This window comes from Mediterraneibacter massiliensis, from assembly GCF_001487105.1.
In the GTDB taxonomy this organism is placed as follows: Bacteria; Bacillota; Clostridia; order Lachnospirales; family Lachnospiraceae; genus Mediterraneibacter; species Mediterraneibacter massiliensis.
The window spans coordinates 1,077,058-1,099,110 of record NZ_LN913001.1 but is presented as its reverse complement, the minus strand read 5'-3'; the positions used below and the strand labels follow the sequence as shown (position 1 = coordinate 1,099,110).

The 22,053-nt window shown below is 43.3% G+C and carries 25 protein-coding genes; 5 read left to right on the top strand and 20 right to left on the bottom strand.

Features of this window, described 5'->3' with window-relative positions; genetic code table 11:
* Positions 1-164: 164 nt before the first annotated feature.
* Complete coding sequence (gene fba, locus BN3282_RS09595) at positions 165-1,016, top strand: class II fructose-1,6-bisphosphate aldolase (RefSeq protein ID WP_059068713.1); 852 nt, start codon at positions 165-167, stop codon at positions 1,014-1,016.
* A gap of 288 nt (positions 1,017-1,304) precedes the next feature.
* On the opposite strand, the gene BN3282_RS09590 is transcribed toward fba, so the two are convergent.
* From BN3282_RS09590 to nagA, 3 genes are all read right to left on the bottom strand, one after another.
* The gene (locus BN3282_RS09590; RefSeq protein WP_059068711.1) at positions 1,305-2,147 is read right to left on the bottom strand and encodes an Rpn family recombination-promoting nuclease/putative transposase; all 843 of its coding nucleotides are present in this window, start codon (positions 2,145-2,147) and stop codon (positions 1,305-1,307) included.
* A 482-nt stretch (positions 2,148-2,629) separates the two neighbouring features.
* Positions 2,630-3,181 (bottom strand): hypothetical protein, encoded by a 552-nt coding sequence (locus tag BN3282_RS09585; RefSeq protein ID WP_059068709.1) that lies wholly within the window; start codon positions 3,179-3,181, stop codon positions 2,630-2,632.
* A gap of 29 nt (positions 3,182-3,210) precedes the next feature.
* Complete coding sequence (nagA, locus tag BN3282_RS09580; protein WP_059068708.1) at positions 3,211-4,362, bottom strand: N-acetylglucosamine-6-phosphate deacetylase; 1,152 nt, start codon at positions 4,360-4,362, stop codon at positions 3,211-3,213.
* A gap of 164 nt (positions 4,363-4,526) precedes the next feature.
* Here nagA and BN3282_RS09575 point away from each other — a divergent pair, with 164 nt between their 5' ends.
* Complete coding sequence (locus BN3282_RS09575; RefSeq protein WP_059068706.1) at positions 4,527-5,705, top strand: helix-turn-helix transcriptional regulator; 1,179 nt, start codon at positions 4,527-4,529, stop codon at positions 5,703-5,705.
* Positions 5,706-5,722: 17 nt separating this feature from the next.
* Here the strand turns inward: BN3282_RS09575 and yajC are convergent, their stop codons facing one another.
* The 8 genes from yajC to BN3282_RS09535 all read right to left on the bottom strand — a co-directional run bounded on the left by yajC (position 5,723) and on the right by BN3282_RS09535 (position 11,699).
* On the bottom strand, positions 5,723-6,001 hold the full coding sequence (gene yajC / locus BN3282_RS09570; RefSeq protein WP_059068704.1) for a preprotein translocase subunit YajC: 279 nt from the start codon (positions 5,999-6,001) through the stop codon (positions 5,723-5,725).
* 77 nt (positions 6,002-6,078) lie between these two features.
* A complete protein-coding gene (locus tag BN3282_RS09565; RefSeq protein WP_059068702.1) occupies positions 6,079-7,260 on the bottom strand; it encodes an SIS domain-containing protein in 1,182 nt (393 codons plus the stop codon).
* Positions 7,261-7,324: 64 nt separating this feature from the next.
* Positions 7,325-7,753, bottom strand: a complete 429-nt coding sequence (gene agaF, locus BN3282_RS09560; RefSeq protein ID WP_059068700.1) for a PTS galactosamine/N-acetylgalactosamine transporter subunit IIA — start codon at positions 7,751-7,753, stop codon at positions 7,325-7,327.
* Positions 7,754-7,763: 10 nt separating this feature from the next.
* Positions 7,764-8,435, bottom strand: a complete 672-nt coding sequence (locus BN3282_RS09555) for a hypothetical protein (RefSeq protein WP_059068698.1) — start codon at positions 8,433-8,435, stop codon at positions 7,764-7,766.
* 103 nt (positions 8,436-8,538) lie between these two features.
* On the bottom strand, positions 8,539-9,456 hold the full coding sequence (locus BN3282_RS09550) for a PTS system mannose/fructose/sorbose family transporter subunit IID (RefSeq protein ID WP_059068696.1): 918 nt from the start codon (positions 9,454-9,456) through the stop codon (positions 8,539-8,541).
* Positions 9,446-10,279, bottom strand: a complete 834-nt coding sequence (locus tag BN3282_RS09545; protein WP_059068694.1) for a PTS mannose/fructose/sorbose/N-acetylgalactosamine transporter subunit IIC — start codon at positions 10,277-10,279, stop codon at positions 9,446-9,448. The genes BN3282_RS09550 and BN3282_RS09545 overlap by 11 nt, the downstream gene beginning before the upstream one ends.
* Positions 10,280-10,315: 36 nt before the next feature.
* A complete protein-coding gene (gene agaV, locus BN3282_RS09540) occupies positions 10,316-10,792 on the bottom strand; it encodes a PTS N-acetylgalactosamine transporter subunit IIB (protein WP_059070359.1) in 477 nt (158 codons plus the stop codon).
* 265 nt (positions 10,793-11,057) lie between these two features.
* Positions 11,058-11,699: an epoxyqueuosine reductase QueH gene (locus BN3282_RS09535; RefSeq protein ID WP_059068693.1), complete on the bottom strand. Its 642-nt coding sequence runs from the start codon at positions 11,697-11,699 to the stop codon at positions 11,058-11,060.
* A 170-nt stretch (positions 11,700-11,869) separates the two neighbouring features.
* On the opposite strand from BN3282_RS09535, the gene BN3282_RS09530 reads away from it, so the two are divergent.
* Together BN3282_RS09530 and BN3282_RS09525 are read left to right on the top strand one after the other, a co-directional pair.
* Complete coding sequence (locus BN3282_RS09530) at positions 11,870-12,637, top strand: ABC transporter ATP-binding protein (protein WP_059068691.1); 768 nt, start codon at positions 11,870-11,872, stop codon at positions 12,635-12,637.
* Positions 12,630-13,427, top strand: coding sequence for an ABC transporter permease (locus tag BN3282_RS09525; protein ID WP_059068689.1), 798 nt, complete (start codon positions 12,630-12,632; stop codon positions 13,425-13,427). Before BN3282_RS09530 ends, BN3282_RS09525 begins: the two co-directional genes overlap by 8 nt.
* Before the next feature lie 336 nt (positions 13,428-13,763).
* On the opposite strand, the gene BN3282_RS09515 is transcribed toward BN3282_RS09525, so the two are convergent.
* The 3 genes from BN3282_RS09515 to BN3282_RS09505 are packed head-to-tail and all read right to left on the bottom strand — an operon-like array spanning position 13,764 to position 16,921.
* Positions 13,764-15,173, bottom strand: coding sequence for an amidophosphoribosyltransferase (locus BN3282_RS09515; protein WP_059068686.1), 1,410 nt, complete (start codon positions 15,171-15,173; stop codon positions 13,764-13,766).
* 17 nt (positions 15,174-15,190) lie between these two features.
* Positions 15,191-15,499 (bottom strand): metal-sensing transcriptional repressor, encoded by a 309-nt coding sequence (locus tag BN3282_RS09510; RefSeq protein WP_059068684.1) that lies wholly within the window; start codon positions 15,497-15,499, stop codon positions 15,191-15,193.
* Positions 15,500-15,553: 54 nt separating this feature from the next.
* Positions 15,554-16,921, bottom strand: a complete 1,368-nt coding sequence (locus tag BN3282_RS09505; protein WP_059068682.1) for a sodium-dependent transporter — start codon at positions 16,919-16,921, stop codon at positions 15,554-15,556.
* A gap of 227 nt (positions 16,922-17,148) precedes the next feature.
* Here BN3282_RS09505 and BN3282_RS09500 point away from each other — a divergent pair, with 227 nt between their 5' ends.
* Entirely contained in the window at positions 17,149-17,805 is a 657-nt protein-coding gene (locus BN3282_RS09500; RefSeq protein WP_059068680.1) for a Crp/Fnr family transcriptional regulator, read from the top strand.
* 54 nt (positions 17,806-17,859) lie between these two features.
* Here BN3282_RS09500 and BN3282_RS09495 read toward each other — a convergent pair whose 3' ends face one another.
* The 6 genes from BN3282_RS09495 to BN3282_RS09470 form a co-directional block, all read right to left on the bottom strand.
* Positions 17,860-19,557 (bottom strand): FAD-dependent oxidoreductase, encoded by a 1,698-nt coding sequence (locus BN3282_RS09495; protein ID WP_059068679.1) that lies wholly within the window; start codon positions 19,555-19,557, stop codon positions 17,860-17,862.
* Entirely contained in the window at positions 19,554-19,877 is a 324-nt protein-coding gene (locus BN3282_RS09490) for a rhodanese-like domain-containing protein (RefSeq protein WP_059068678.1), read from the bottom strand. The genes BN3282_RS09495 and BN3282_RS09490 overlap by 4 nt, the downstream gene beginning before the upstream one ends.
* Positions 19,878-19,945: 68 nt before the next feature.
* Positions 19,946-20,536 (bottom strand): 4Fe-4S binding protein, encoded by a 591-nt coding sequence (locus tag BN3282_RS09485; RefSeq protein WP_059068676.1) that lies wholly within the window; start codon positions 20,534-20,536, stop codon positions 19,946-19,948.
* Entirely contained in the window at positions 20,508-20,735 is a 228-nt protein-coding gene (locus BN3282_RS09480; RefSeq protein WP_059068675.1) for an ATP-binding protein, read from the bottom strand. Before BN3282_RS09480 ends, BN3282_RS09485 begins: the two co-directional genes overlap by 29 nt.
* A gap of 162 nt (positions 20,736-20,897) precedes the next feature.
* Positions 20,898-21,095 (bottom strand): hypothetical protein, encoded by a 198-nt coding sequence (locus tag BN3282_RS09475; protein ID WP_059068673.1) that lies wholly within the window; start codon positions 21,093-21,095, stop codon positions 20,898-20,900.
* Between the two features lie 22 nt (positions 21,096-21,117).
* Complete coding sequence (locus BN3282_RS09470) at positions 21,118-21,942, bottom strand: DMT family transporter (protein ID WP_242866656.1); 825 nt, start codon at positions 21,940-21,942, stop codon at positions 21,118-21,120.
* Positions 21,943-22,053: the final 111 nt, after the last annotated feature.

Sequence of the window (22,053 nt, the reverse complement as noted above, 5' to 3'; positions counted from 1 at the left end):
TCTTTCTTCATCCTAGCACGAAATAAAGTATCATACTTTGGATTTATTAAACAATCATTTGCATTTTTTAAGAAAGCCAGAAATAGAGAGACAAAACCAAAGGTTATATGCTATACTGTTAGCAAATTAAGCAATAAAATCTATAAAGAATCGAGGTTATTTCTATGTCATTAGTTACAACAAACGAAATGTTGAAGAAAGCACAGGAAGAACACTATGCAGTCGGTGCATTTAATGTAGAAAATATGGAAATGGTCATGTCTGTATTAAAAGCAGCCGAGGAAATGCAGGCACCAGTCATTATGCAGACGACCCCGTCTACTGTTAAATATGCGGGACTTTCTTATTATCTTGCTATGGTCCGCGCAGCAGCCGAAAGCTCCTCTGTTCCGGTCGCTATGCACCTTGACCATGGCAGTAGTTTCGAACTTGCAATGCAGGCACTGCGGACAGGTTATACCTCTATTATGATCGATGGCTCTCATGAATCTTTTGAAGATAATATCTCTTTAACACGCCGGGTAGCGGATGCCTGTCTTCCGTCTGCCGTCAGTGTAGAAGCAGAATTGGGAAAAGTCGGTGGAAAAGAAGATGACCTCGTTGCAGCAGACGACTCGCCTTATACAGATCCACAGCAGGCAAAAGAGTTTGCCGAACGTACAGGAGTGACTTCTCTTGCAGTTGCGATCGGGACTGCACACGGTTTATACAAGGGAACACCAAAGCTGGATTTTGATCGTCTCAGCGCTATTCGTGACGTCGTCTCTATTCCTCTTGTCCTACACGGCGCTTCCGGCGTGCCGGACGAAGCAGTCCGTGAAGCCATCCAACGCGGCATCTGTAAAGTAAATTTCGCAACCGAACTGCGTATCGCTTTCAGCGACGGCGTCAAAAAATATCTCGGAGAAAATCCGGATGCATTTGATCCTAAAAAATACGGTAAAACAGGTATGGATAACGTCGCTGCCCTCGTCAAAGAAAAAATCTCCGTATGCGGCTCCGCAGGAAAAATATAAATTTAACGGAGCAACAAGCAGTGCGAAAAGAACAGCTCATGCCATGTGCCATGCTTGCATGTAAACAGGGTATGAGCTGTTCCTTTTCATTCGGCGACTGCCGATAGCGAAATGAAGCGTAAGCAGAATTGAGCTAACACTGTGGAAGTAATCAAAAGAAATATGAAGTCAAATGGCAAAAGGACACATGAAATGTGTATTTTACATCGCTCGTCAGGGCTTTGCCGAAATTCCTCGCTCACGTAACACACATATTTTCCACGCCCATTTTGTCAGTTGAATTTATATTTATTTTCTCCTGAATTTCTGTACAGTTTCTATATCTGTTTCCAACATCTCTGCTATCTCTTCAACAGAATATCCCTTTTGGACTTTCTTTTCTATTAATTCCTGCAGCTTTTCCAGTCTTCCTTCTTTCAATCCGGCTGCATGGCCTTCCTCACGTGCCTTATTCTGTCCCATGATTTTTTCTTCCCAAGCCTGCATATACCTCACTCCGATCTTTTCACTGGATTTGATAGCCCGGATGCGCTTCTGGATGTTATGGATCCGCTCACTGGCACAGGTCCTGCTCACTTCCTCCGTGGTGTGCTCCATATACTTGAGGAGTTCTACCAGTTCTTCTGACACGCCCTCGGTATTCGTTCCATGGGTATTAAGGAAGATACGGACAGCGTCGTCTTTTAACGAAAGTTCCGGTACTTCCTCACACTGCATACGGAAGGTATAGCGGTACAGTCCGTATCCGAACAGGTCAAAGGGACAGATCAGGATGATATATACGGGATTTAACTTCTGAAAGCCGACTTCTCCCGGAGTCAACAGATTCGAGTCTATCAGCGCCTGATAGAAGCGGCTCCGTTTCGAAAGATTTCCCGTGTTCTCCTTCTGGACTTCTGTATTATATACCGTGTCCTCTTCATCCATGGCCCATACATCCAGCCGCACATAGCGGTTTAAGGGATGGATGCGCTGTTCCTTCTCCGTCTGGGGCAGCAGTTTTAATACAACCTCTCTCCCTAAGATGATCTCTAATATATCCCGCATGGTATCCGGGTCGTCCGCCGCCTGTGCGAATAAAAAACGATCCAGCAGGTTCAAATCCTTCAATGGCTTTTGTTTTAGTTCCATCTGTACTTTTCTCCTTTCATTATAGGGAAAAGCCTGCCGGTTTACAACACTTTTCCCTAAATTGCCTGTGACGTAAAATTTCTCCGGCACAAATATGTGATTTTGTTTCTTTGGGTAAATGTTTGCGAATATCCCGGATAAAGATCCGGATATATCGACGATCCGGAAACCGGATAAAACAGAATGATCTGTACAGAGCAGATCATCAGACTGTGCTTAAAAAACACAAGACTCTTTCTTATAGATGCGCATCTAAAAAGATACTCTTACCTTAACACAACAAAAGATAAACTACAATAAAATAAATATAAATTTAACGAAGCAACAAGCAGTGCGAAATGAAGCGTAAGCAGAATTGAGGAATCTGCCTTCTAATAGTGGAGTAAAACTTCTGATTGGAAGAGACAGCGAAGAACCACTGTGTCAGAACACAGGGCAGGACCCGCTTATCTGACACAGTGGTTCTTTGCATACCTTCTATTTTATTTCCTTTTCTTATTCATCTTCACCAGTGCTATGAAGTGGAGCGCGCTGAAATATACTCCTACCACCGCAAGGCAGCCGCTGAATATGACAAGCCCTGTCCCATATTTCTCCTGATATGCATTCAGCAAGATCAAAACTGCAAATACCAAGTACAGCACTGCTAAGGCGATCACTCTGCCCTTCTCTTTTTTTGTGACAATATATTCTAACGCGGAAACTCTCTTTTCAAAGTCTACATCTGTAACTGGCTCTAATTTTTTCAAAAAGGATCTTCTGAAAAATATCTCTGCCAACACCAGCATTACCACACCTGCGACAATCGCCTGGCGGACTGTCAAAAATGTCGCTCCACACAGGATCGCAGCAAATAAAATCACTACAAAACGGTTTTTATAAAACACAGCAGAATTCTCATTCTTCTTCTCGATCAAGTATCCTTGTTTTGTCACAAAATCATAATAGATTGTACGTTTCTTTTTATCTGTATATATATTTCTGCCTGACAGGCGGATCGTCTCCACCGGTTTCGAATTCTTTTTCTTTCCCATTTATCTATTCATCCATATCTTTTGTTTATTTAAGCTTCTTGTGCCAACATTGCCTTTCCCATACAATATGTCTCAAGTACCTGATAGTTTCTGTCAAGAACGACCAGGTCGGCATCCAGTCCCACTTTGATAGATCCCTTACGATCTTCCAAATGCAGACACGCTGCCGGATTTCTTGTACATGAATTGATCGCCGTATCCACCGGAACAAGTGCTTCTTCTATCAAGATACGCAAGCCGTCGTTGATACGCAAAGTAGAGCCGGCAAGTCCTTTTGTGGAAGTCAGATGCGCACTTCCGTCCGGATAGATCTCGATCTCGTTTCCGCCAAATAAGAACTTAGAGCCTATTGGTTTTCCTTTTGCCATCAAAGCATCGCTTACCATTATACCATAATGCGGTCCTTTTGCCTCAAAAAACTGATGCAGCGCTGCAGGTGTAGAATGATTTCCGTCACAGATGATTTCTCCATACATACTCTTTATACGATATGCTGCTCCTACCAGACCATTTGCCCGGTGATTAAACGGTGTCATGCCATTGTACACATGCGTCATAGACCTCGCGCCATAGGCAAATGCCCGGACAGCCTGTTCGCTTGTTGAAGCAGAATGTCCGATACTGACCACTACGCCATGTTCTGCACAGTACTGCGTCAGAGCAAAATCCTCATCTGTCTCCGTTGCCATTGTAATATATTTGATCATGCCATTGGCTGCTTCCTGATATTTTTTAAACTGTTCTACCGTAGGTTTGCAAATAAACTGTTCCGGCTGTGCTCCTTTATATTTCATATCCAAATACGGACCTTCGAAATGGATTCCTACTATCTCCGCACCTGTATATCCTTCTTTCACTACCTTTGCTACGTTTTTAAGCGCTCCTGTAAGAACCTCTTCACTCTGTGTGATCGTCGTAGGAAGAAGCGCAGTCACGCCTTCGGATACAATATTTTTTATCCAATGACGCAGTCCTTCTTCGTCGGCATCATTCGTATCAAATCCGTATGCTCCATGGCAGTGCACATCGATAAACCCGGGCAGGATCCGTTCACTTCCATAATCCTTATCTACCGCTTTTGTCCCGTATTCATACAGATTTACAATTTTCCCATTTTCCACTTCAATCTGTGCTTCTACAAACTGGTCTGCCAACCAGACCTTCTTGCTTTGGATGATCATACCTATTCCTCCTGTTTTCTTAACCAACATACTATTTCCCTGCTCAAATACCTGTTCCGCTGCATTTTGCACAAGTTCCTGACATCTTGATTTTTGCCGGCAGTTATACTATAATTTTTTAATATAGTAATCATGTGACTCATATAGTATGGGGGATCTTTAAGATGATAAATCAAATAGCTGATCACAGCTTTGAACCATTTGGAACTTTTTACGATGAACCAATAGATATTCAAAACCACAGCCTTATCTGTCAAGAAATCACTTCTCATTCTAAAAAGATAGAACAACTTTTTATCTTCCCCTGCGAGACCTATATAGAATGTACACAAGGACTCTCCCTGCTTTTGATCGCTAATTCTCCGGATATGGAAGATCTAAAAACATTTCCGATCCGACATTATGTGAAGATTAATCCCAACATGTACTTTAATGTGATCCCTCTGTCTATCCCCTTTACCTGGAATCTTATTTCAACGCAGGTGGAACCTTGCACCGTAGACCTGCCAACCCCATACACATATCAGCCGGTATCAGCGCCTTTTCATGTCCGCAGAATACTAGACTGCTGGTTTACAAACCAGATGACGCCCTGCCGACTTCTAAAAAAAACTCATAAATCATATGAACTCATTTATGTGTATGAAGGTTCTTTAGATATCACTCTGTCACATGATGTATATACATTGCAGCCTCATGATCTGATTTTGTTCAGATCAGATGCAGCAACTGTAGATATTAAGTCTGCCTGTTCCTATCTGACAGCAATTTTTGATATTAACCAGCGTAAACCCTTGCATATACGCAACCAGATTTTCCATTGTACAAGTGAATTACAGCAGGTTTTATGGAAACTTCTGATCGAGAGTTTTGCAAATTCTTATTATACACGTACACTTATGGTCTGCTATCTGCAGGAAGCGCTCATGCTGCTTATGCAGTTTTACGAGACCATTAATCATCAGGCATTGCTTTCAGACAGTAAGTCCCATATGAACGATCTTTTATCAGAAATCCTCGCTTATATGAACAAGCGTATTGCCGAGCCGATCACGATAGAAGAAATCTGTCACGAATTCTACATTTCCCGTTCTTCTCTTCAGGCTTTATTCAAAACGCACTTGAACAGCTCACCAAAAAACTATCTGCTCAATATCAAACTGCAGAAAAGCAAAGAGTTGATCCGGGAAAACCAATATACGATCAGTGAAATCGCATATATGCTTGGTTTTAGCTCCATTCATTATTTTTCCCGACTTTTCAAAAAGTATTTCAACATCACACCAAGCGCCTATGTCAAGAAAATAACGGAGCGTCAGAACACCTCTTCTGAAGAGTCCTGACACCACCTCCTAGCGAATCACTCCATTACGTTTTGAATGCTGTAACGGGATATCTGCACCACGGTGCTTTTATTGATCTCTACATCGATCAGATCGTCTTTGATTTTTACGATCTTTCCGTAAATCCCGCCTGCAAACATGATCTTAGCTCCAACTCGGATTCCTTTTTGCAATTTCAACATTGCTTCTCTGTTCTTTTTCATATTTCGTGAAGAAATAAAAACCAGAACAAGGGCGCATATTCCTATCAGAACACCTACAGTAACACAGCTCCATCCTATAACTTCCCAGTTCATAATTGCTGTTTCTTCCTCCTTGTCAGAACATGGTTTGCCGAAAAAGCAAACCATGTCCCTATTTTCTCAATTGTTTCTTATTTTCTTGTATATGGATAAAGAGTAACTCCCTTTACCACTCTGTTTACCTCGCCTGTCGGACACGGATTATCCGGCGTAATAGACATAGAGAGGGATTTTAATACAGCAAGTGTCTGTGCAAACAGAATATAATCCAGTCCCAACAGTACATTTTCCGTCTTCCCGTCGAGACCGAAGGAAACTGCATAATCAGCCAGCGCAGCTGTCTCATCGTCTTGTTTGCTCATAACTGCCACGATTTTATTTCCTTTACGCTGTCCACTCATCTCTTTTAACAGATCCGTCTCATACTGCCTTGTATAGGCGCAATCGCTAAGATATACAACTGTCAGTGTATTATCGTTAATAATAGATTTTGGTCCATGGCGGAATCCCATCGGAGTATCATACATAGTTACTACGTTTCCTGCTGTAAGTTCCAACATTTTCAACGCGGACTCCTGCGCCGTCCCTTTCAGCGTATTGCTTCCCAAGTAGACGATACGGTCAAAATCATATTCTGCAACAATCTTCTGCGCAACAGCAAACCTGTTATCCAGAAAATCCTGTCCTGCCGCAGCAATCTTCCGCACACCTTCCAACACCTTATCCAGCTCTCCTAAATGGAAGCACAGATATGCTGCCAAATACATATTAGAATAACTGGAAGTCATGGCAAAACTCTGGTCATGTGTCTCCGGTGTCAGATTGATCGCATAACAATTCTCTGTTGCAGCCGCACGTTTAGACAACGCGCCCTCTTTATTGCATGTGATGAACAAATGATAAATATGATCACATACACTTTCCGCTGCGTCGATCGCGCCTACTGACTCCGGTGAATTTCCGGAACGTCCAAAACTGATCAGCAACGTCGGTTTTGTCCTTGACAGATATGCTTCCGGTGTCGCTACAATATCCGTTGTTCCATATGATTTTGCCTTATGGTTTAATAAACCTGCCAGGTGTGGGAAAAGTGCGTTTCCTACAAACTCACTTGTGCCTGCGCCTGTTAAAATCACATCAAAATCTTCGCATCCTATAACCTGATCGATAAATTTCTGTATTTCTTCTTTTTCCGCTTCAATCTGCTTACATGTTTTTTCCCATGTAGCAGGCTGCTGATAAATCTCTGTAAGAGTAAAAGTTGATGAGGTTTCCTTCATTTTTTCTTCTGTCACATCAAAAATCTTACTCATATTTTTCTCCTCTCTCCGCTTTATATACAGCGGCTCTATTTTTTATAGTATGCAGCTGTTTCATTCAGATACCGTCTTCCGATTCTTCCTGTACTACCTGCTTGAATTCGTATTTTGTCACCTGTTCTTTTCCGGTTTCCAGGACAGCATCAACCAATCCGTCCAGATCATCCATAAACTTTCTGGACATAACGATCTCTACCAACATCGGCAGATTGGTCCCTGCCACGATCCTGATATTGTCTTTCCCATGTCCAAGCTGTGCCGCAACATTAAACGGCGTTCCTCCCATCAGGTCTGTAAATAATATAATTCCTTCGCAGTCCTTTAATTCTTCCATCGCTTTCGTAAGCTCACGAGTCAGATCTTCTGTGCTGTATGTCGGCAGAAAATCTACATAGCGGTATGCCTCTTGTTCCCCTGCGATCAAATTAACAGAGCTTGTCATACCGGATCCAAAATTTGCGTGTCCTGTTACCAATAATCCAATCATCTTATCTCTCCTACTCCAAAGCATGTGCAGCGTCCGTGTCTTCTTCCTTAAGACAGATATCTACGATCGGCATATAGACTGCCTTAGGATGAAAACATGCTTTTGCACTTTGATAATATGTCATTGCATTTTTCTTATCCCCCAGATAAGAATATTGCTTCGCGACCATAAATAAAATCACTCCAAGCGCAAAACCATAATACTTCTTGGAATTGATCTCCTCCACCATCTCATCAATCAGGTCATGTTTCCCGTCCAGCATAACGGCATACGCCATTTCATTGTAGTGGATAAATGCCGGATCCTTCGTATTTTTTATCTCTTCCAGAAGCCAATCTGCATATTTCCGGTTTCCTTTTATAAGAAATGTATGGAAATATACTTCCAGAAAACTTTGCTTATCCGCAGGATCCCGATACTTTTTCTCAATCATATGACGCAGCATTTTTTCAAATTTCTCTGTCTCTCTGGAAATATAATACACTCTCAACTTATATAAGTCACAGACATATTCCCCCAGCAGTCTGCGGGAAAGCCCCATATCCGCGATACGCTCCACTGTATCACTGTCCTTTTTATGAAGCGCAGTATTCATCGTGTGAAGCTGAAAATTTTTCACGCCCTGGAAAACAAAATAGCCCACAGCTGCAATGATTATAATTGAAATTGTTACTGTACTCAAATAGTCACCTGATTTCCCTGTAAAATAATGGGAGGGGGGATTAAAATCCCTCCCCTCCCGGTTATCTATTGCAAACCGCAACAGACTTTCATTTCAATAAACACTATTCAGCTTCTTCCGGTACCGGATAATCATACCATTCTACAAGTGGTGTATATCCTCCTGGAATAGACTTGCCGTCTGCGTCCATTGCTTTGGAATCTCCTGTCCAGATACCGAACGCACATCCTACGATTCCTACTACAAGAATCAGGACGATACATTTTACCGGAGTCCAACCTTTCTTGATCAGAACATAGATACCAAGTGTGATCAACAGCGGAATCAGCTTAGGCAGCACGCCGTCCAGCAAAGCCTGGATATTGATCTGTGTATCGCCAACAATCAGACGTACAGTTGTAGAACCATAGTTTGCGATCAGACCGCCGACTACAAAGATACCAAGAATACTAGCTGCACGAGTAAATTCTTTTGCATTGGATGTCAGCAGTGTAACAGCTTTGGTTCCCAGTCCATAGGACCAATACATCAAACCGAAACGAACAATAAACTGTACTGCATTGAAGATGATCAGGAAAAGGATCGCGCCGGCAATCTGTCCTTCCATCGCCATATTGGCAGTCAGTCCGGCTGTAATAGGAACTAAGGTCAGCCAGAATAACGCATCCCCGATACCGCCCAGCGGTCCTGCCGCAGAAATACGTACGGAACGGATCGTCTGTGTATCCGCTTTGTTCTGCTCAAGTGAAAGCACGATACCCATTACAAACGTTACAAGGAATGGGTGTGTATTTAAAAAGTCCAGGTTGTGCGCCATGGAAGCCTTCAAGTCTTCTTTGTTTGTATGTATCTTCTGAAGACCTGGAAGCATAGACCATAACCATCCTGCTGCCTGCATTCTTTCATAGTTAAAGGATGCCTGTAAGAAACAGGAAAGCCAAACCATCTTGTTCAGTGTTTTCTTATCCAGCTGCGGTGCCGGAGTCAGGTCTTGATATTTATCAGGAATATTATATGCCATCCTCGTCACCTCCTACAAAGCCGGCGCCTGCGCCTGCGTTCTGTTTGATCCTTGTCTGCATAGTAAAGTCATAGATTGCAATCGCAACACCTACAAATGCGCACAGGATCAAAGTTGCTCCTGATGTTGCCTCGTTTGCGCTGCAAAGCAGAGACATCGCGAATCCTGCAAGCAGGAATCCCCACATTTCTCCGGACATCATAACCTTCATCAAAATCGCAAATCCAACGAACTTCATAGCGCCGCCCGCTGCGTCCAGACCTGCCATTACCCATGAGAACTGGTATGAGAAATCTTTAAGCGTCTCGCCGAGCGCTGTACCACCGTACAGACCTGCTACAGCCAGGATACCAAACAGTGTACCCAATACTGCCATCTCAAGGAAGTTGATATTGCGGATACCTTTTACGTCCGCATTCTCTGCGCACTTGTCTGCTTTTGCCATCATACCGGACATGATCGTAAATGTCAGTGTAACTGCATACTGTCCGAATACCGCGAATGGAATCGCAAGACCCATCGCCGCGCCGACTCCGTCTGCCGTTGCCTCCATTCCAAGAGAAACAGCAAATACTGTCGCCATGATACCTCCCATGATCGCGTTTGGAGGCTGTGCTCCTCCGATCGGCATACTACCGATCTGAATCAGCTGGTATGCACCACCTACTACGATACCAAGCTCAAAGTTACCTAAGATCGCACCGATGATCGGACAGGTTACGATCGGCTGGTACAGAGACTCTAAAAAGCTGAACTGGTCGATTCCCATGATAAAGGCAACCACAAAGACCAGAATCGCCTGGATAATTGTAATATCTCCCATGTTTACTCCTTTCCAATAAACCAATAAACCAACTTGTTATTTAAATAATTTGTCAATGCTTTCCGCCGGTGTGTCCGGAACTCGTTTGATTTCCAGCTCTACTCCCAGCTCCTGCAGCTTCTTGAATGTCGCGACATCATCGTCATTGACCGCAACAGATGTTGCAACTTGACGCTTCCCATCAGCCATGTGCATATTTCCGATATTTACTTTTTTGATCGGCACTCCGCCCTCAACCAGCTTTAACACATCCTGTGGTGTCTCGCAGATAATTGCAATATGCTGATTTGCAGAAGCTTTGTGGATGATATTGATTGTTTTCTCAAGCGTGAAGAAACGTGTCTGCGCATATGACGGTGCAGCCATGTTCATCAGCCCTTGGCGGAACTCATCCCCGGCAACTGCGTCGTTTGCAACCAGGAGTAAGTTTGCACCTACTACACCACACCACTGTGTCGCAACCTGACCATGAATCAGCCGATTGTCAATTCTCGTCAATCGAATATCTGGCATGCTCGTATCCCCCTTTCTTATAATTTCCAGCATTCTCCGGCCTATAAAGGCGCCGTCATAATGCCATTTCAACAAGCATTTCTCAAACACATCTTTCGTGAGAAGAAACATCTGCTTACAAGATTTATTATACCAAAATTCTTTATAATTAATTTGCACTTTTTATTTATTCTCTTGCATTTTTAATTATATGGTTTCACCAAAAAACATCAGGAAACGCCTCTTCTTTATTACAAATAGGACAATTTCCTGATGTTTTTTTCATTTACTCTTTTATTTTTTCCTTTTTTCTGCTCTCATAAGAGAACTGACAGCCACAGTAATCCTGCCTGTATAACCCGTATTCTCCTGACAATTCGACAGAGCGCTTATACCCATTTTTCTTTTTAAAATCCGAGCAAAGATATTCTATCCCATACTTCTGTCCGGCCTGCCTCCCTATCTCATTAAGCTTTTGTGCATTTTTCATAGGACTGATGCTCAGCGTAGTTGTATAATAATCAAACCCACACTCTGCCGCTGTTTTAGCTGTCTGCTCAAGACGCAGTTTGTAGCATTGGAAACACCTCTCTTTTCCCTCTTTCATGTGTTCCATCCCTGCTGCCATCTCGTAAAACTTTTCTTTATCGTATTTTCCGGCAAGAAAAGAAACCGGATATTTGAAACGCATCTGTGAAATCAACATCTGCTGCTCTAAAATCCGTTTCGTATACTCGCTTTCCGGATAAATATTAGGATTATAATAGTATACGGTGATCTCAAAATATTCTGACAGATATTCCAGCACGTAACTGCTGCAGGGAGCACAGCAGCTGTGCAGAAGAAGTTTTGGGACTGTCTGCTCCTTTTCCAGTCTGCCTAATATTTTATCTAATTCTTTTTGATAATTTACTTTCTGTACGTTCATCCGGATCACTCCTGTGTTTCTATTTATATATCTATTGTATATCGTACGCCTTATGAAAAACCTGCCCGAAAGGCTGCACGTTTCTGTTATTATACCACATTTAAACGCTGATGCACCGATATTTATTTTTTTCATAAACTAACTATATATCTGTCGACTGGAGTGATGTTATGGATGCCATTTTAAAATTAACAAACATACATTATACGTATCACAGCTATACCGGAGAGACAAAAGCACTTTCTGATATTTCTTTTTCTGTCGCTCCCGGAGAATTTACCGCCATTGTCGGCCCGTCGGGATGCGGCAAATCAACTCTTCTTTCTCTGATCGCCGGACTTTTAAAACCAGAAAAGGGAAATATAACACTCTGCGGAAAGCCGCTTAATGAAAGCACAGTCAACGTAGGCTATATGCTCCAACACGATCATCTGTTTGAATGGCGCAGTGTCTACCGCAATATCTTACTCGGTCTGGAGATCCAGCACAAATTGACTCCACACTCCCGCCAAAAGGCCGACGAACTTTTAGAACAATACGGCCTAAAAAATTTCAAAAACGCGAAGCCTTCCGACTTATCCGGAGGCATGCGTCAACGTGCGGCGCTGATTCGCACGCTTGTTTTAGAGCCGGAACTTCTGCTCCTAGATGAACCTTTCTCCGCCTTGGACTATCAGACCCGGCTCTCTGTCAGTGATGATATCGGACAGATCATCCGAAACTCCGGCAAAACCGCTCTGCTTGTTACACATGACTTATCGGAAGCAGTCAGCCTTGCAGACCGCATCATCATTTTAAGCCGCCGTCCTGCGGCAATCGTAAAAATCCTGCCGATCACATTTGCGCTAGAAAAAGATACACCCATGGAAAGAAGAAATGCGCCCGAATTTAAAAATTATTTTAATATTATATGGAAGGAGTTGAAAGCATATGAATAAATTTTCCCACGGTCAACAACTCTATCTGCGCCGCCTGCGCATGCATCGCCGCATCGTTATCCTCTTTCGTATATCCATCCTGCTTCTCTTTCTTATTTTATGGGAGGCCTCGGCCGATATAGGACTTATCGATTCTTTTATCTTCAGCAGTCCTTCCAGAATTTTTCTGTGTTTCTGGAGTATGGTACTCGATCGGTCTATCTTTCTCCATATCGGCATCACTTTGTATGAAATTATCGTCAGCTTTCTGCTGGTCACATTTTTCGGCATCCTGGTCGCTGTGCTGCTCTGGTACAGCCATAAGCTGTCTGAAATCGCCGAACCTTATCTGGTCGTATTGAACAGCCTGCCGAAATCCGCACTCGCCCCTCTTCTGATCGTATGGCTGGGCGCCAATAAGAAGACGATCATCGTCGCCGGTATGTCTGTTGCCATTTTTGGAAGTATCCTCAGCCTATATACCAGTTTTTCCTCTATAGATCAAGAAAAGATCAAACTGATCTATACCCTGCGCGGCACCAAGCGGCATGTGCTGAGCAAGGTCATCCTCCCTGGTTCTGTTCCCGCCATTATCAGCAACATGAAAGTCAATATCGGTCTCTGCCTGGTAGGGGTGATCATCGGAGAGTTTCTTGCCGCAAGAAACGGACTTGGCTATCTGATCATATATTCCAGCCAGGTCTTTAAACTCGACTGGCTTTTGATGGCTATCGTGCTGCTGTGTATCATGGCAATGGCGCTGTATGCGGTGATCAATTTATTCGAAAAATGGTATATAAAGAAATTCTAAATTTTTTTAATTTTTATATGACTTTCCTTTGGAACAGCTTTCAATGCGTTCGGTATAGTAATCTTTATATTTAACATGCTGTTCTCGCAGCCATCGCTTTCCTTACGCTGTTTGATTATTTTCGCAGCGTACGGGAAGGTACGATCTCTCTGCCCTCTGTATAGAGTACAAAACACGACAGCAGAAACTACCTGTGCATAAAACACAGACAATAAGAAGCCCCCGCTGCGGCTAAACAAACGGGGGATTTTTATTGTGTCTGAAAACTTTTAATTACTTTTATTGCATAAGAAAGAACCACAAAACATTATCTGGCCTGCACTTCTTTAGCTCTGCCTATTCTTTCCCATCGAAACAATACGTACACAATTTGCAGGGAGATAACCCAATAGACGCTCTTAGATCATCCAGTCTGTGATAGCGAAGTGTCGTAAAGTTCTGACGGCGTCTCACTTCTTCTACCATTTCTTCATACCGGGCACTGCACGGATCTGCATATTCCTCCAGTATTTCCGGAGTCACTTCTTTTTCTCGTTCTTCAATAATCCTTCTTGTAATCAGATCCAACTCAGATTTAGAACGTGAGAAATTCAAATATTTACAGCCATACAGCAACGGCGGACAAGCCGGTCGGACATGCACCTCTTTCGCCCCGCTGTGATAAAGAAATTCCGTTGTCTCCCGAAGCTGCGTCCCTCTTACAATAGAATCATCTATCAAGAGCAGTTTCTTATTCTTGATAAGCGCCTGTACCGGTATCAGTTTCATACGCGCGATCAGCTCCCGCTGACTTTGATTTGCAGGCATAAAGGACCGCGGCCATGTGGGAGTATATTTAATAAACGGCCTTGCATAGGGTATCCCAGATTCATTTGCATACCCAATCGCATGAGCAATCCCCGAATCCGGCACGCCGGCAACGATATCAGGAGAAACGCTTCCTTCATCACGCTTTGCAAGCATGCTGCCACATTTGTAACGCATTTCTTCCACATTGACGCCTTCATAGGCTGATGTCGGATATCCATAGTACACCCAGAGGAAAGAACAAATCTTCATCTCCTCGCCCGGAACGCCTACTGTCTCGATCCCATCCGGCGTTATATAGACGATCTCCGCAGGCCCTAATTCTTTATGATCCTGATACCCCAGATTGATATATGCAAAATTTTCGAAAGAAACACAGTAAGCGTCTTCTTTTTTCCCGATCACCACAGGAGTACGCCCGTACTTATCCCGCGCTGCATACAACCCTTTTTCTGTCATCAGCAAAATTGTCATGGAACCATCTACCAGACTCTGTACATATCGTATGCCGTTTACAATACTGTCTGCTTTGCAGATCAAAGAAGCAACCAGCTCTGTAGCATTGATCTTCCCGCCGCTCATCTCCTGAAAATGGGAATGTCCATCTTTATATACCATCTTAAGCAGTTCATCCTGATTATTGATTTTTCCCACGGTTGCGATCGCAAAGCTTCCCAGATGAGACTGGATCAAAAGAGGCTGAGGCTCATAATCTGAGATACAGCCAATTCCCAGATTTCCATTCAATTCTTCTACATCTTTTTCAAATTTTGTACGAAAAGGAGAGTTCTCTATATTATGGATCGCTCTTTGAAAACCTTCCTCTCCAAACAACGCCATTCCTCCTCTTCGTGTGCCGAGATGTGAATGATAATCTACTCCGTAAAATAATTCCAACGTACAATTTTTCTTTGAAGCAACACCAAAAAATCCGCCCATTACCGTATTCCTCTCCTTTACTTGATAAAAATATCAATTGCTTTATTTAATTTTTCTACACTTTCCATATCCCCGTGTTCGATTGCATCGACGATACAATGTTCCAGATGTTCTTTTAAGATTACTTTCCCTGTATTATTGACTGCCGCTTTCACCGCCGCGAGCTGTATCAGTACTTCACTGCAGTCTTTTCCACTCTCTATCATCCGCTTGATCGACTCTAAGTGCCCGATAGAACGTGACAGCCTGTTTATGATTGCTTTTTCATACCCTTTCGAATGGACATGGGGATGTTCGCCATGTTCATGCATATGTTCTTCTGCCATTTTTCACCTGTTCCTTATTCTTTCCTCTCTATAATACATCAGCTTATCCATTTCTTAATGCAGCAAAGACCAGTATCCCTGCACAAAAATAAACAGAACCACAAGCGGCAGGATAAAAGTCACATATATCCTTGACCATTTAGGAAATTTTAGACCTGTACCGCTGTCTGCCTCGGCACAGAAGTTTTTCCATCCCCATCCATACCTGCTTGTACAAAATAAGACATACACCAGACTTCCGAGCGGCAGTAAGTTATTGCTCACGAGGAAGTCTTCGAAATCCAGCACCGTCGTCCCACTTCCCATCGGCGCGAGACCGCTGAGCACATTAAAGCCCAGCACACATGGTATAGACAATACTATGATTGCCGCCATATTCCATATAACCGCTTTCCTCCTGCCGCATCCGATCAGATCCATCGCAAAGGAAATGATATTTTCAAATACTGCTATGATCGTCGAGGCAGCCGCGAAGAACATACAAAGAAAGAAAATGCTCCCCCATATCCTGCCGCCGCTCATAGAATTAAATATATTCGGCAAAGTAATAAAAATCAAGCTCGGTCCGCTTCCAGGATTGACATCAAAAGCAAAGCACGCCGGAAAGATGATCAAACCTGCGATCAGCGCTACACAAGTATCCAGGATCGTCACACAAACAGCCTCCCCTGTAAGTCTGCGGCTTCTGTCAATATAACTGCCAAAAATAGCGATTGCTCCAATACCCAGGCTCAAAGTAAAAAACGACTGTCCCATGGCCGCAAACACCACTTCCATGATGCCTGCCTCTTTTACTTTCCCGAAATCCGGGAACAGATAAAATGTCAGTCCTGCATATGCCCCTTCCAGAGTAATAGAACGTACTGCCAATACGATCATCAGAGCAAGCAAAAGCAGCATCATGACTTTCGTGATCTTCTCGACTCCTTTTTGCAGTCCCAGACAGCAGATACCAAAACAAAGAGCCACAACAAGAACCATGAACACTGCCATGATCCCCGGATTTGCTGTCAGCTCTCCAAAAGACTGTTCGATCTGTTTTGCGTCCAAACCTGCAAACTGGCCTGACGCCATTTTAAGCAGATATGTGATCATCCAGCCGCCGATGGTGGTGTAAAACATCATAAGCAGGTAATTCCCTGCCATGCCAAAATACTTATACCAATGCCATTTTGTTCCTTCAGGTTCCAACTTGTCAAACGCCAGCGCAATACTGGACTGCCCCGCGCGCCCCACAGAAAACTCCATGACCATAATGGGCAGTCCCAGGATCAGCAGAAAGAACAGATAGATCAGCACAAACGCCGCTCCTCCATACTGCCCGGTAATATAGGGAAAGCGCCAGACATTTCCCAGTCCGATCGCGCATCCCGCCGAAATAAGAATAAAGCCCAGACGCGAGCCGAATTTTTCTCTTTTCATCGTATTTCTTCCTCTCTATACTCTCATTCACAGTTTTTCATCTGCATGCAGATTTCCAAACACTTTTTTATCTTATGACAGACTTTCCTCTCTGTCAAGCAGGAGTAAAATACATCCCGGAAAAATTTGCCTGAAACAGATTGATACTGCTCGCCATTTTGCATATAATTATAGAAAGAAGAGTGGACAAATAAAAAATCACGCTCTATATAAAGGAGATTCTGCTTATGAATTACTTGACCTATCTTCCTGTGTTTGGCAAATTGCCAAAAGAACAGCAGGATGCGCTTACGAATACAGCTTTCATCCGTAAATTCAGTAAAAGCGAAATACTGCATAACGGATCCCAGGACTGCACGGGACTACTCCTTGTGATATCCGGTCAGATCCGTGCGTTTACCATATCTGACGATGGCAGGGAAATTACTTTGTACCGTCTTTTCGAAAGAGATATCTGCCTGTTCTCTGCTTCCTGTATATTGAACAGTATACAATTTGACATAACGATCACCGCTGAAAAAGATACCGAAGTCCTGGTCATTCCCTCCGAAGCTTATAAGAAGATCATGGAAGTGTCCGCCCCCCTCGCCAATTATACAAACGAGGTCATGGCAAGCCGGTTTAGCGATGTCATGTGGCTGATAGATCAGGTAATGTGGAAAAGCTTTGACAAGCGGCTTGCAGATTTTCTTTTAAATGAAGCCAGTATCGAAGGTACAAACACGCTTAAGATCACCCACGAAACTATTGGGAAACATCTGGGAAATCCAAGAGAAGTCGTAACCCGTATGCTTAAGTATTTTGTAAATGAAGGACTTCTCACTCTCTCCCGAGGAACGATCGAGATCACAGATGAAGAGGGGCTCCAAAGAATGCTGGATTGACAAAAAACGCTGAGATCCTCCAAAAAGATTTTCTCAGCGTTTTTTCTTTTATGCTTATTTATCGGCATCCATTCCGCAGGGAGTTGCTTTTTTATGCAATGCTTTATCATTGTGAACCGCATCATAGAACCGGAACCCACCGGCAAAGTTATACGCTTCAAAACCATTGCCGGTCAAGATCCTGCTTGCAATATAGCTGCGCAGTCCGCTTTGACAAATAACATATACCGGTTTGGTTTTGTCAAGTTCATCAAGGCGCTCCCGCAGTTCATCAACAGGAATATTCATAAACCCTTCTACATGCCCCCTGCTGTATTCCATCACTGTCCGCGTATCGAGGAGTATACTACTGCCGTCACGCGGAAGTGTTTCGTCGTCCTCATAATACCACTGTTTCACAACACCTTTCTTTAAGTTCTCTATCATATATCCTGCCATATTCACAGGATCCTTGGCTGAGGAATACGGAGGAGCATAAGCAAGATCAAGTTCTGTAAGATCATCTGCTTTCATACCGGTATGGATTGCCGTCGCAAGAACATCTATCCGCTTGTCAATCCCTTCAAAACCTACGATCTGGGCGCCAAGCAGCCGGTAAGTTTCTTTTTCAAACAGGACTTTCATCGTCATCATTTTGCCGCCGGGATAGTATCCCGCATGGCTCATCGGAGACAGGATCACTTTATCTGCTGCAATACCAAGTGATCTTGCTGTTTTTTCATTGATCCCCGTAGATGCAGCCGTCATATCAAATACTTTAATGATCGAACTTCCTTGACCGCCTGTGTAGCGGCTGTCTCCGCCGCATATATTGTCGGCAGCGATCCGGCCTTGCTTATTGGCAGGGCCCGCAAGAGAAATGAGCGCATCCTCGCCGGTCACAAAATTTTTAATCTGTACCGCATCTCCCACAGCATAGATATCAGAAACCGATGTTTCCATTCTGTCATTGACTATAATACTGTCCCTGATTCCTGTTTCAAGTCCCGCCTCCTTTGCAAGTGTCGTTTCGGGAGCAACGCCGATAGCAAGCAGCACCATATCTGCATGAACTATAATATCGTCCTTTAGTTTGACATCAATGCCGCATCCGGTATCCGAAAATCCTTCCACAAAATGCCCCAGCAGCAGATTTACGCCGTTCCTACGGATCTCCGCGTGAAGGAAAGATGCCATATCTGCGTCAAAGGGAGTCATCAGCTGTTCAGCAGCCTCCACAAGGGTTATATCAATCCCAAGTCCATGCAGATTTTCCGCAGTCTCGATTCCAATAAAACCTCCGCCAACGACAACTGCATGCTTTGGACGATGTTCCTCCACATATTTCTTAATCTTCAGCGTATCCTCAACGGTACGCAATGTAAATATCCTGCTGCTGTCCATCCCGGCAAACTTTGGCCGCACCGGCTTTGCGCCGGGGGAAAGGAGGAGCTTGTCATAACTTTCTGTAAATACATTCCCACTTTCAAGATTTTTTACGGTCACTGTTTTGCTTTCTGGATGAATTGCTGTAACCTCATGATGCACCTTCATTTTAATACGAAAGCGATTCCAAAAACTTTCCGGTGTCTGCAAAGTCAGTTCGTTTTCATCTTCAATGACACCGCCAATGTAATAAGGAAGTCCGCAATTAGCATAAGAAATAAATCCCGAACGCTCAAACACCGTGATCTCAGCCTGTTCATCAAGCCTGCGTATTCTTGCCGCCGCTGTCGCTCCGCCTGCGACGCCGCCTATGATTACAATCTTCATGATCTGACCACCTTTCCGCCGTAACTTTTGATTCCGCCTATATTTTCTATCTTTGTATATCCTTTTCTCTTCAGATAAGACACAGCCTGTCCGCTTCTGATACCGCTGTGGCAATGCACAAAAAGTGGTGTGTTTTTATCTTTCACCGTATTTTCAATTGCCGTGATCCGATCAAGAGGCAGATTGATACTGCCCTCAATATGTCCGTCACGGTATTCTTCCACAGTTCTCACATCCAGCAAAACTGCACCGTTTGTTTTTGTATATTTTGCAACACCAGCGTTAATATCAGTGCTGTGCAGCAGTGTAAAAAGTCCCATTCTGTTTCCTCCTTCTTTTTACTATATTCTTAATATATCCTATTTACGATCTAAACTCTGTGATCTCATCACAAAGCCTTTTTTCTATTCCTTAGTTTACAGATTGCCTGCGTCATCGTTCCCATCGGGCAGAAAGCGCACCATGTCCTCGGCTTAAATAGGAGCATAACGATCAGACCTATGAGAAGCGATGTAAGCATCAGGCTGTAAAACCCAAAACTGAACTGCGCCGCCCAGTCCGGAAAGATACTTCCCGTATATGTCCATCCCCACGGTACCCGGAATGTCCAGAACAATTTAATAGCTTCACGCAAACTTCTGGCACCTTCTGCCACAAGATACGTCTGAAAGACCATATTTCCGAACATAGACAGAAAAAACAGCAGGAAACCATATCGAAACCATTTCGAAGCCATCCATTTTGGCGTAGGTCTATTTCGGGAACATTTCAAGTCTCCGCCGAGTTTACAATATAATTGTCCCCTGCCGCAAAGATGGTTGCAAAAAAACTTGTTGCCGCCAAATACCGCAAGTATGACCGGCAGCAGAAAGTCGATCATGCCAAGCCAGGCAAAAAGGATATTAAAGAATCCGAGTGCAAAATATACGATCGACCATATCCATAGATACTCATACCACTGCTTTTTCTTTGTCTTCATAACTCTCCCTGCTTTCTATCTGAATACTGTTCGCCGGACAGACCTTTTCGCACCTTCCACATCCAACACATTTGTCTTCCCGAACCTTGGCATAACAGCCTCTATATACCTGGATCGCCCCCAACGGACAAGCCGCTTCACAGGCACCACAGGCAACACAGACTTTTTTGTCTACAGCTGCATATCGTTTAGACGCCATCTTTCTTCCTCCTGTTTTCCACATATCTATTCTGCTTTTGCATTATAGCAGTTTGCCGTACTGCTTTCCGTGATATTGTCACACAGACCTATATCATTCTGTTCTATTTATTTTTCAAATATTTTTTAGTGTAAAAAAAGACAATCAACTTCTTACTTGAAATCAACTGTCTTCCTTAACTAAAAACATCTCCATTGGCTGCTGATATTTTGGAATATCTATAATAAAACCGCCACAATCTTTATAGTCCGATTTTCTATAAAAATGCTGTGCTCCTTCATCAACTTGTGCAAAAGTCAATAGTATGTCAAGTCCATACCAAGCAGCTGTACTCAAAATAGCATCTTTCTTCGTTTTCATTTCTTGCACAAATCGGTTTTTGTTATTCCCTTTGTTTTTTTATTTCGCCAAACATAGCCCCTCCAATAATCAACACTGCACCGACAATTTGTACAGATGTCATTACCTCGTGCAGCAAGAATGCCGAGAATAGAAGCGCTGAAACCGGATCCAGATAGCTGATCAAGGCAACAGATTGACCAGACAGCTTCTGCAAACCAGAAAAATATAGCAAATAGGCAAGTCCTGTATTAATAAAACCAATTGCCGCAATATACGGTAAATCATTTCCTTTCAAATACGGAAGGCCTAAAGTACATAACGTGTACACCAACACAACAACAAAAGCTACATCCAATTCAATGGCTGCCGTCTGCAGCCCGCTTGTATGGGAAATCTGTTTATTTATAACAATCAATGCAGCATACAGAATTGCCGAAATCACTGCAAACACCAATCCCCATGTATTCATCCCTGTTACAACGATGCTCCCACTTATACAGAGCAGACCACTTGCTACGATAATAACAGAAATCAACTTTCTTCCCGTAAGCTTTTCACGGAAAAAGATCGGCGAAAATAGCAGAACAAGAATTGGTCCCACATAGTAAATCAATGTCGCAAGGCTGACATTCAATACTCTGTATGCCTCAAAAAGTGTAATCCAATTCAGACCAAGCGCAACGCCGCCCAGTAAAATCGGCATCCACTCTCTCTGCACACGATCTTTATCAAAGCCCCCGCAAAACAAAACCAGACAAGTTAGCATTATGCCACCAATAAATGTACGCAGTAGCACAATCTGGCTGCTGGCTAAAGATATATGTGATGCGAAAATACCATTTGTACCAAAAATCAATAAGGCCATTATATATATACCGTATGCCAGAAATCTCTTATCGTGGCTCTTATTATCCATCACTTTACTTCCTCCACAAATTTACATTTATCGTTATCTTTATTAAGCATTATATCATTA

Coding starts and splice junctions, on each gene's coding strand:
- fba (WP_059068713.1), top strand. CDS start 165: ATGTCATTAGTTACAACAAACGAAATGTTGAAGAAAGCACAGGAAGAA.
- BN3282_RS09590 (WP_059068711.1), bottom strand. CDS start 2,147: ATGGAACTAAAACAAAAGCCATTGAAGGATTTGAACCTGCTGGATCGT.
- BN3282_RS09585 (WP_059068709.1), bottom strand. CDS start 3,181: ATGGGAAAGAAAAAGAATTCGAAACCGGTGGAGACGATCCGCCTGTCA.
- nagA (WP_059068708.1), bottom strand. CDS start 4,362: ATGATCATCCAAAGCAAGAAGGTCTGGTTGGCAGACCAGTTTGTAGAA.
- BN3282_RS09575 (WP_059068706.1), top strand. CDS start 4,527: ATGATAAATCAAATAGCTGATCACAGCTTTGAACCATTTGGAACTTTT.
- yajC (WP_059068704.1), bottom strand. CDS start 6,001: ATGAACTGGGAAGTTATAGGATGGAGCTGTGTTACTGTAGGTGTTCTG.
- BN3282_RS09565 (WP_059068702.1), bottom strand. CDS start 7,260: ATGAGTAAGATTTTTGATGTGACAGAAGAAAAAATGAAGGAAACCTCA.
- agaF (WP_059068700.1), bottom strand. CDS start 7,753: ATGATTGGATTATTGGTAACAGGACACGCAAATTTTGGATCCGGTATG.
- BN3282_RS09550 (WP_059068696.1), bottom strand. CDS start 9,456: ATGGCATATAATATTCCTGATAAATATCAAGACCTGACTCCGGCACCG.
- BN3282_RS09545 (WP_059068694.1), bottom strand. CDS start 10,279: ATGGGAGATATTACAATTATCCAGGCGATTCTGGTCTTTGTGGTTGCC.
- agaV (WP_059070359.1), bottom strand. CDS start 10,792: ATGCCAGATATTCGATTGACGAGAATTGACAATCGGCTGATTCATGGT.
- BN3282_RS09535 (WP_059068693.1), bottom strand. CDS start 11,699: ATGAACGTACAGAAAGTAAATTATCAAAAAGAATTAGATAAAATATTA.
- BN3282_RS09530 (WP_059068691.1), top strand. CDS start 11,870: ATGGATGCCATTTTAAAATTAACAAACATACATTATACGTATCACAGC.
- BN3282_RS09525 (WP_059068689.1), top strand. CDS start 12,630: ATGAATAAATTTTCCCACGGTCAACAACTCTATCTGCGCCGCCTGCGC.
- BN3282_RS09515 (WP_059068686.1), bottom strand. CDS start 15,173: ATGGGCGGATTTTTTGGTGTTGCTTCAAAGAAAAATTGTACGTTGGAA.
- BN3282_RS09510 (WP_059068684.1), bottom strand. CDS start 15,499: ATGGCAGAAGAACATATGCATGAACATGGCGAACATCCCCATGTCCAT.
- BN3282_RS09505 (WP_059068682.1), bottom strand. CDS start 16,921: ATGAAAAGAGAAAAATTCGGCTCGCGTCTGGGCTTTATTCTTATTTCG.
- BN3282_RS09500 (WP_059068680.1), top strand. CDS start 17,149: ATGAATTACTTGACCTATCTTCCTGTGTTTGGCAAATTGCCAAAAGAA.
- BN3282_RS09495 (WP_059068679.1), bottom strand. CDS start 19,557: ATGAAGATTGTAATCATAGGCGGCGTCGCAGGCGGAGCGACAGCGGCG.
- BN3282_RS09490 (WP_059068678.1), bottom strand. CDS start 19,877: ATGGGACTTTTTACACTGCTGCACAGCACTGATATTAACGCTGGTGTT.
- BN3282_RS09485 (WP_059068676.1), bottom strand. CDS start 20,536: ATGAAGACAAAGAAAAAGCAGTGGTATGAGTATCTATGGATATGGTCG.
- BN3282_RS09480 (WP_059068675.1), bottom strand. CDS start 20,735: ATGGCGTCTAAACGATATGCAGCTGTAGACAAAAAAGTCTGTGTTGCC.
- BN3282_RS09475 (WP_059068673.1), bottom strand. CDS start 21,095: ATGAAAACGAAGAAAGATGCTATTTTGAGTACAGCTGCTTGGTATGGA.
- BN3282_RS09470 (WP_242866656.1), bottom strand. CDS start 21,942: ATGGCCTTATTGATTTTTGGTACAAATGGTATTTTCGCATCACATATA.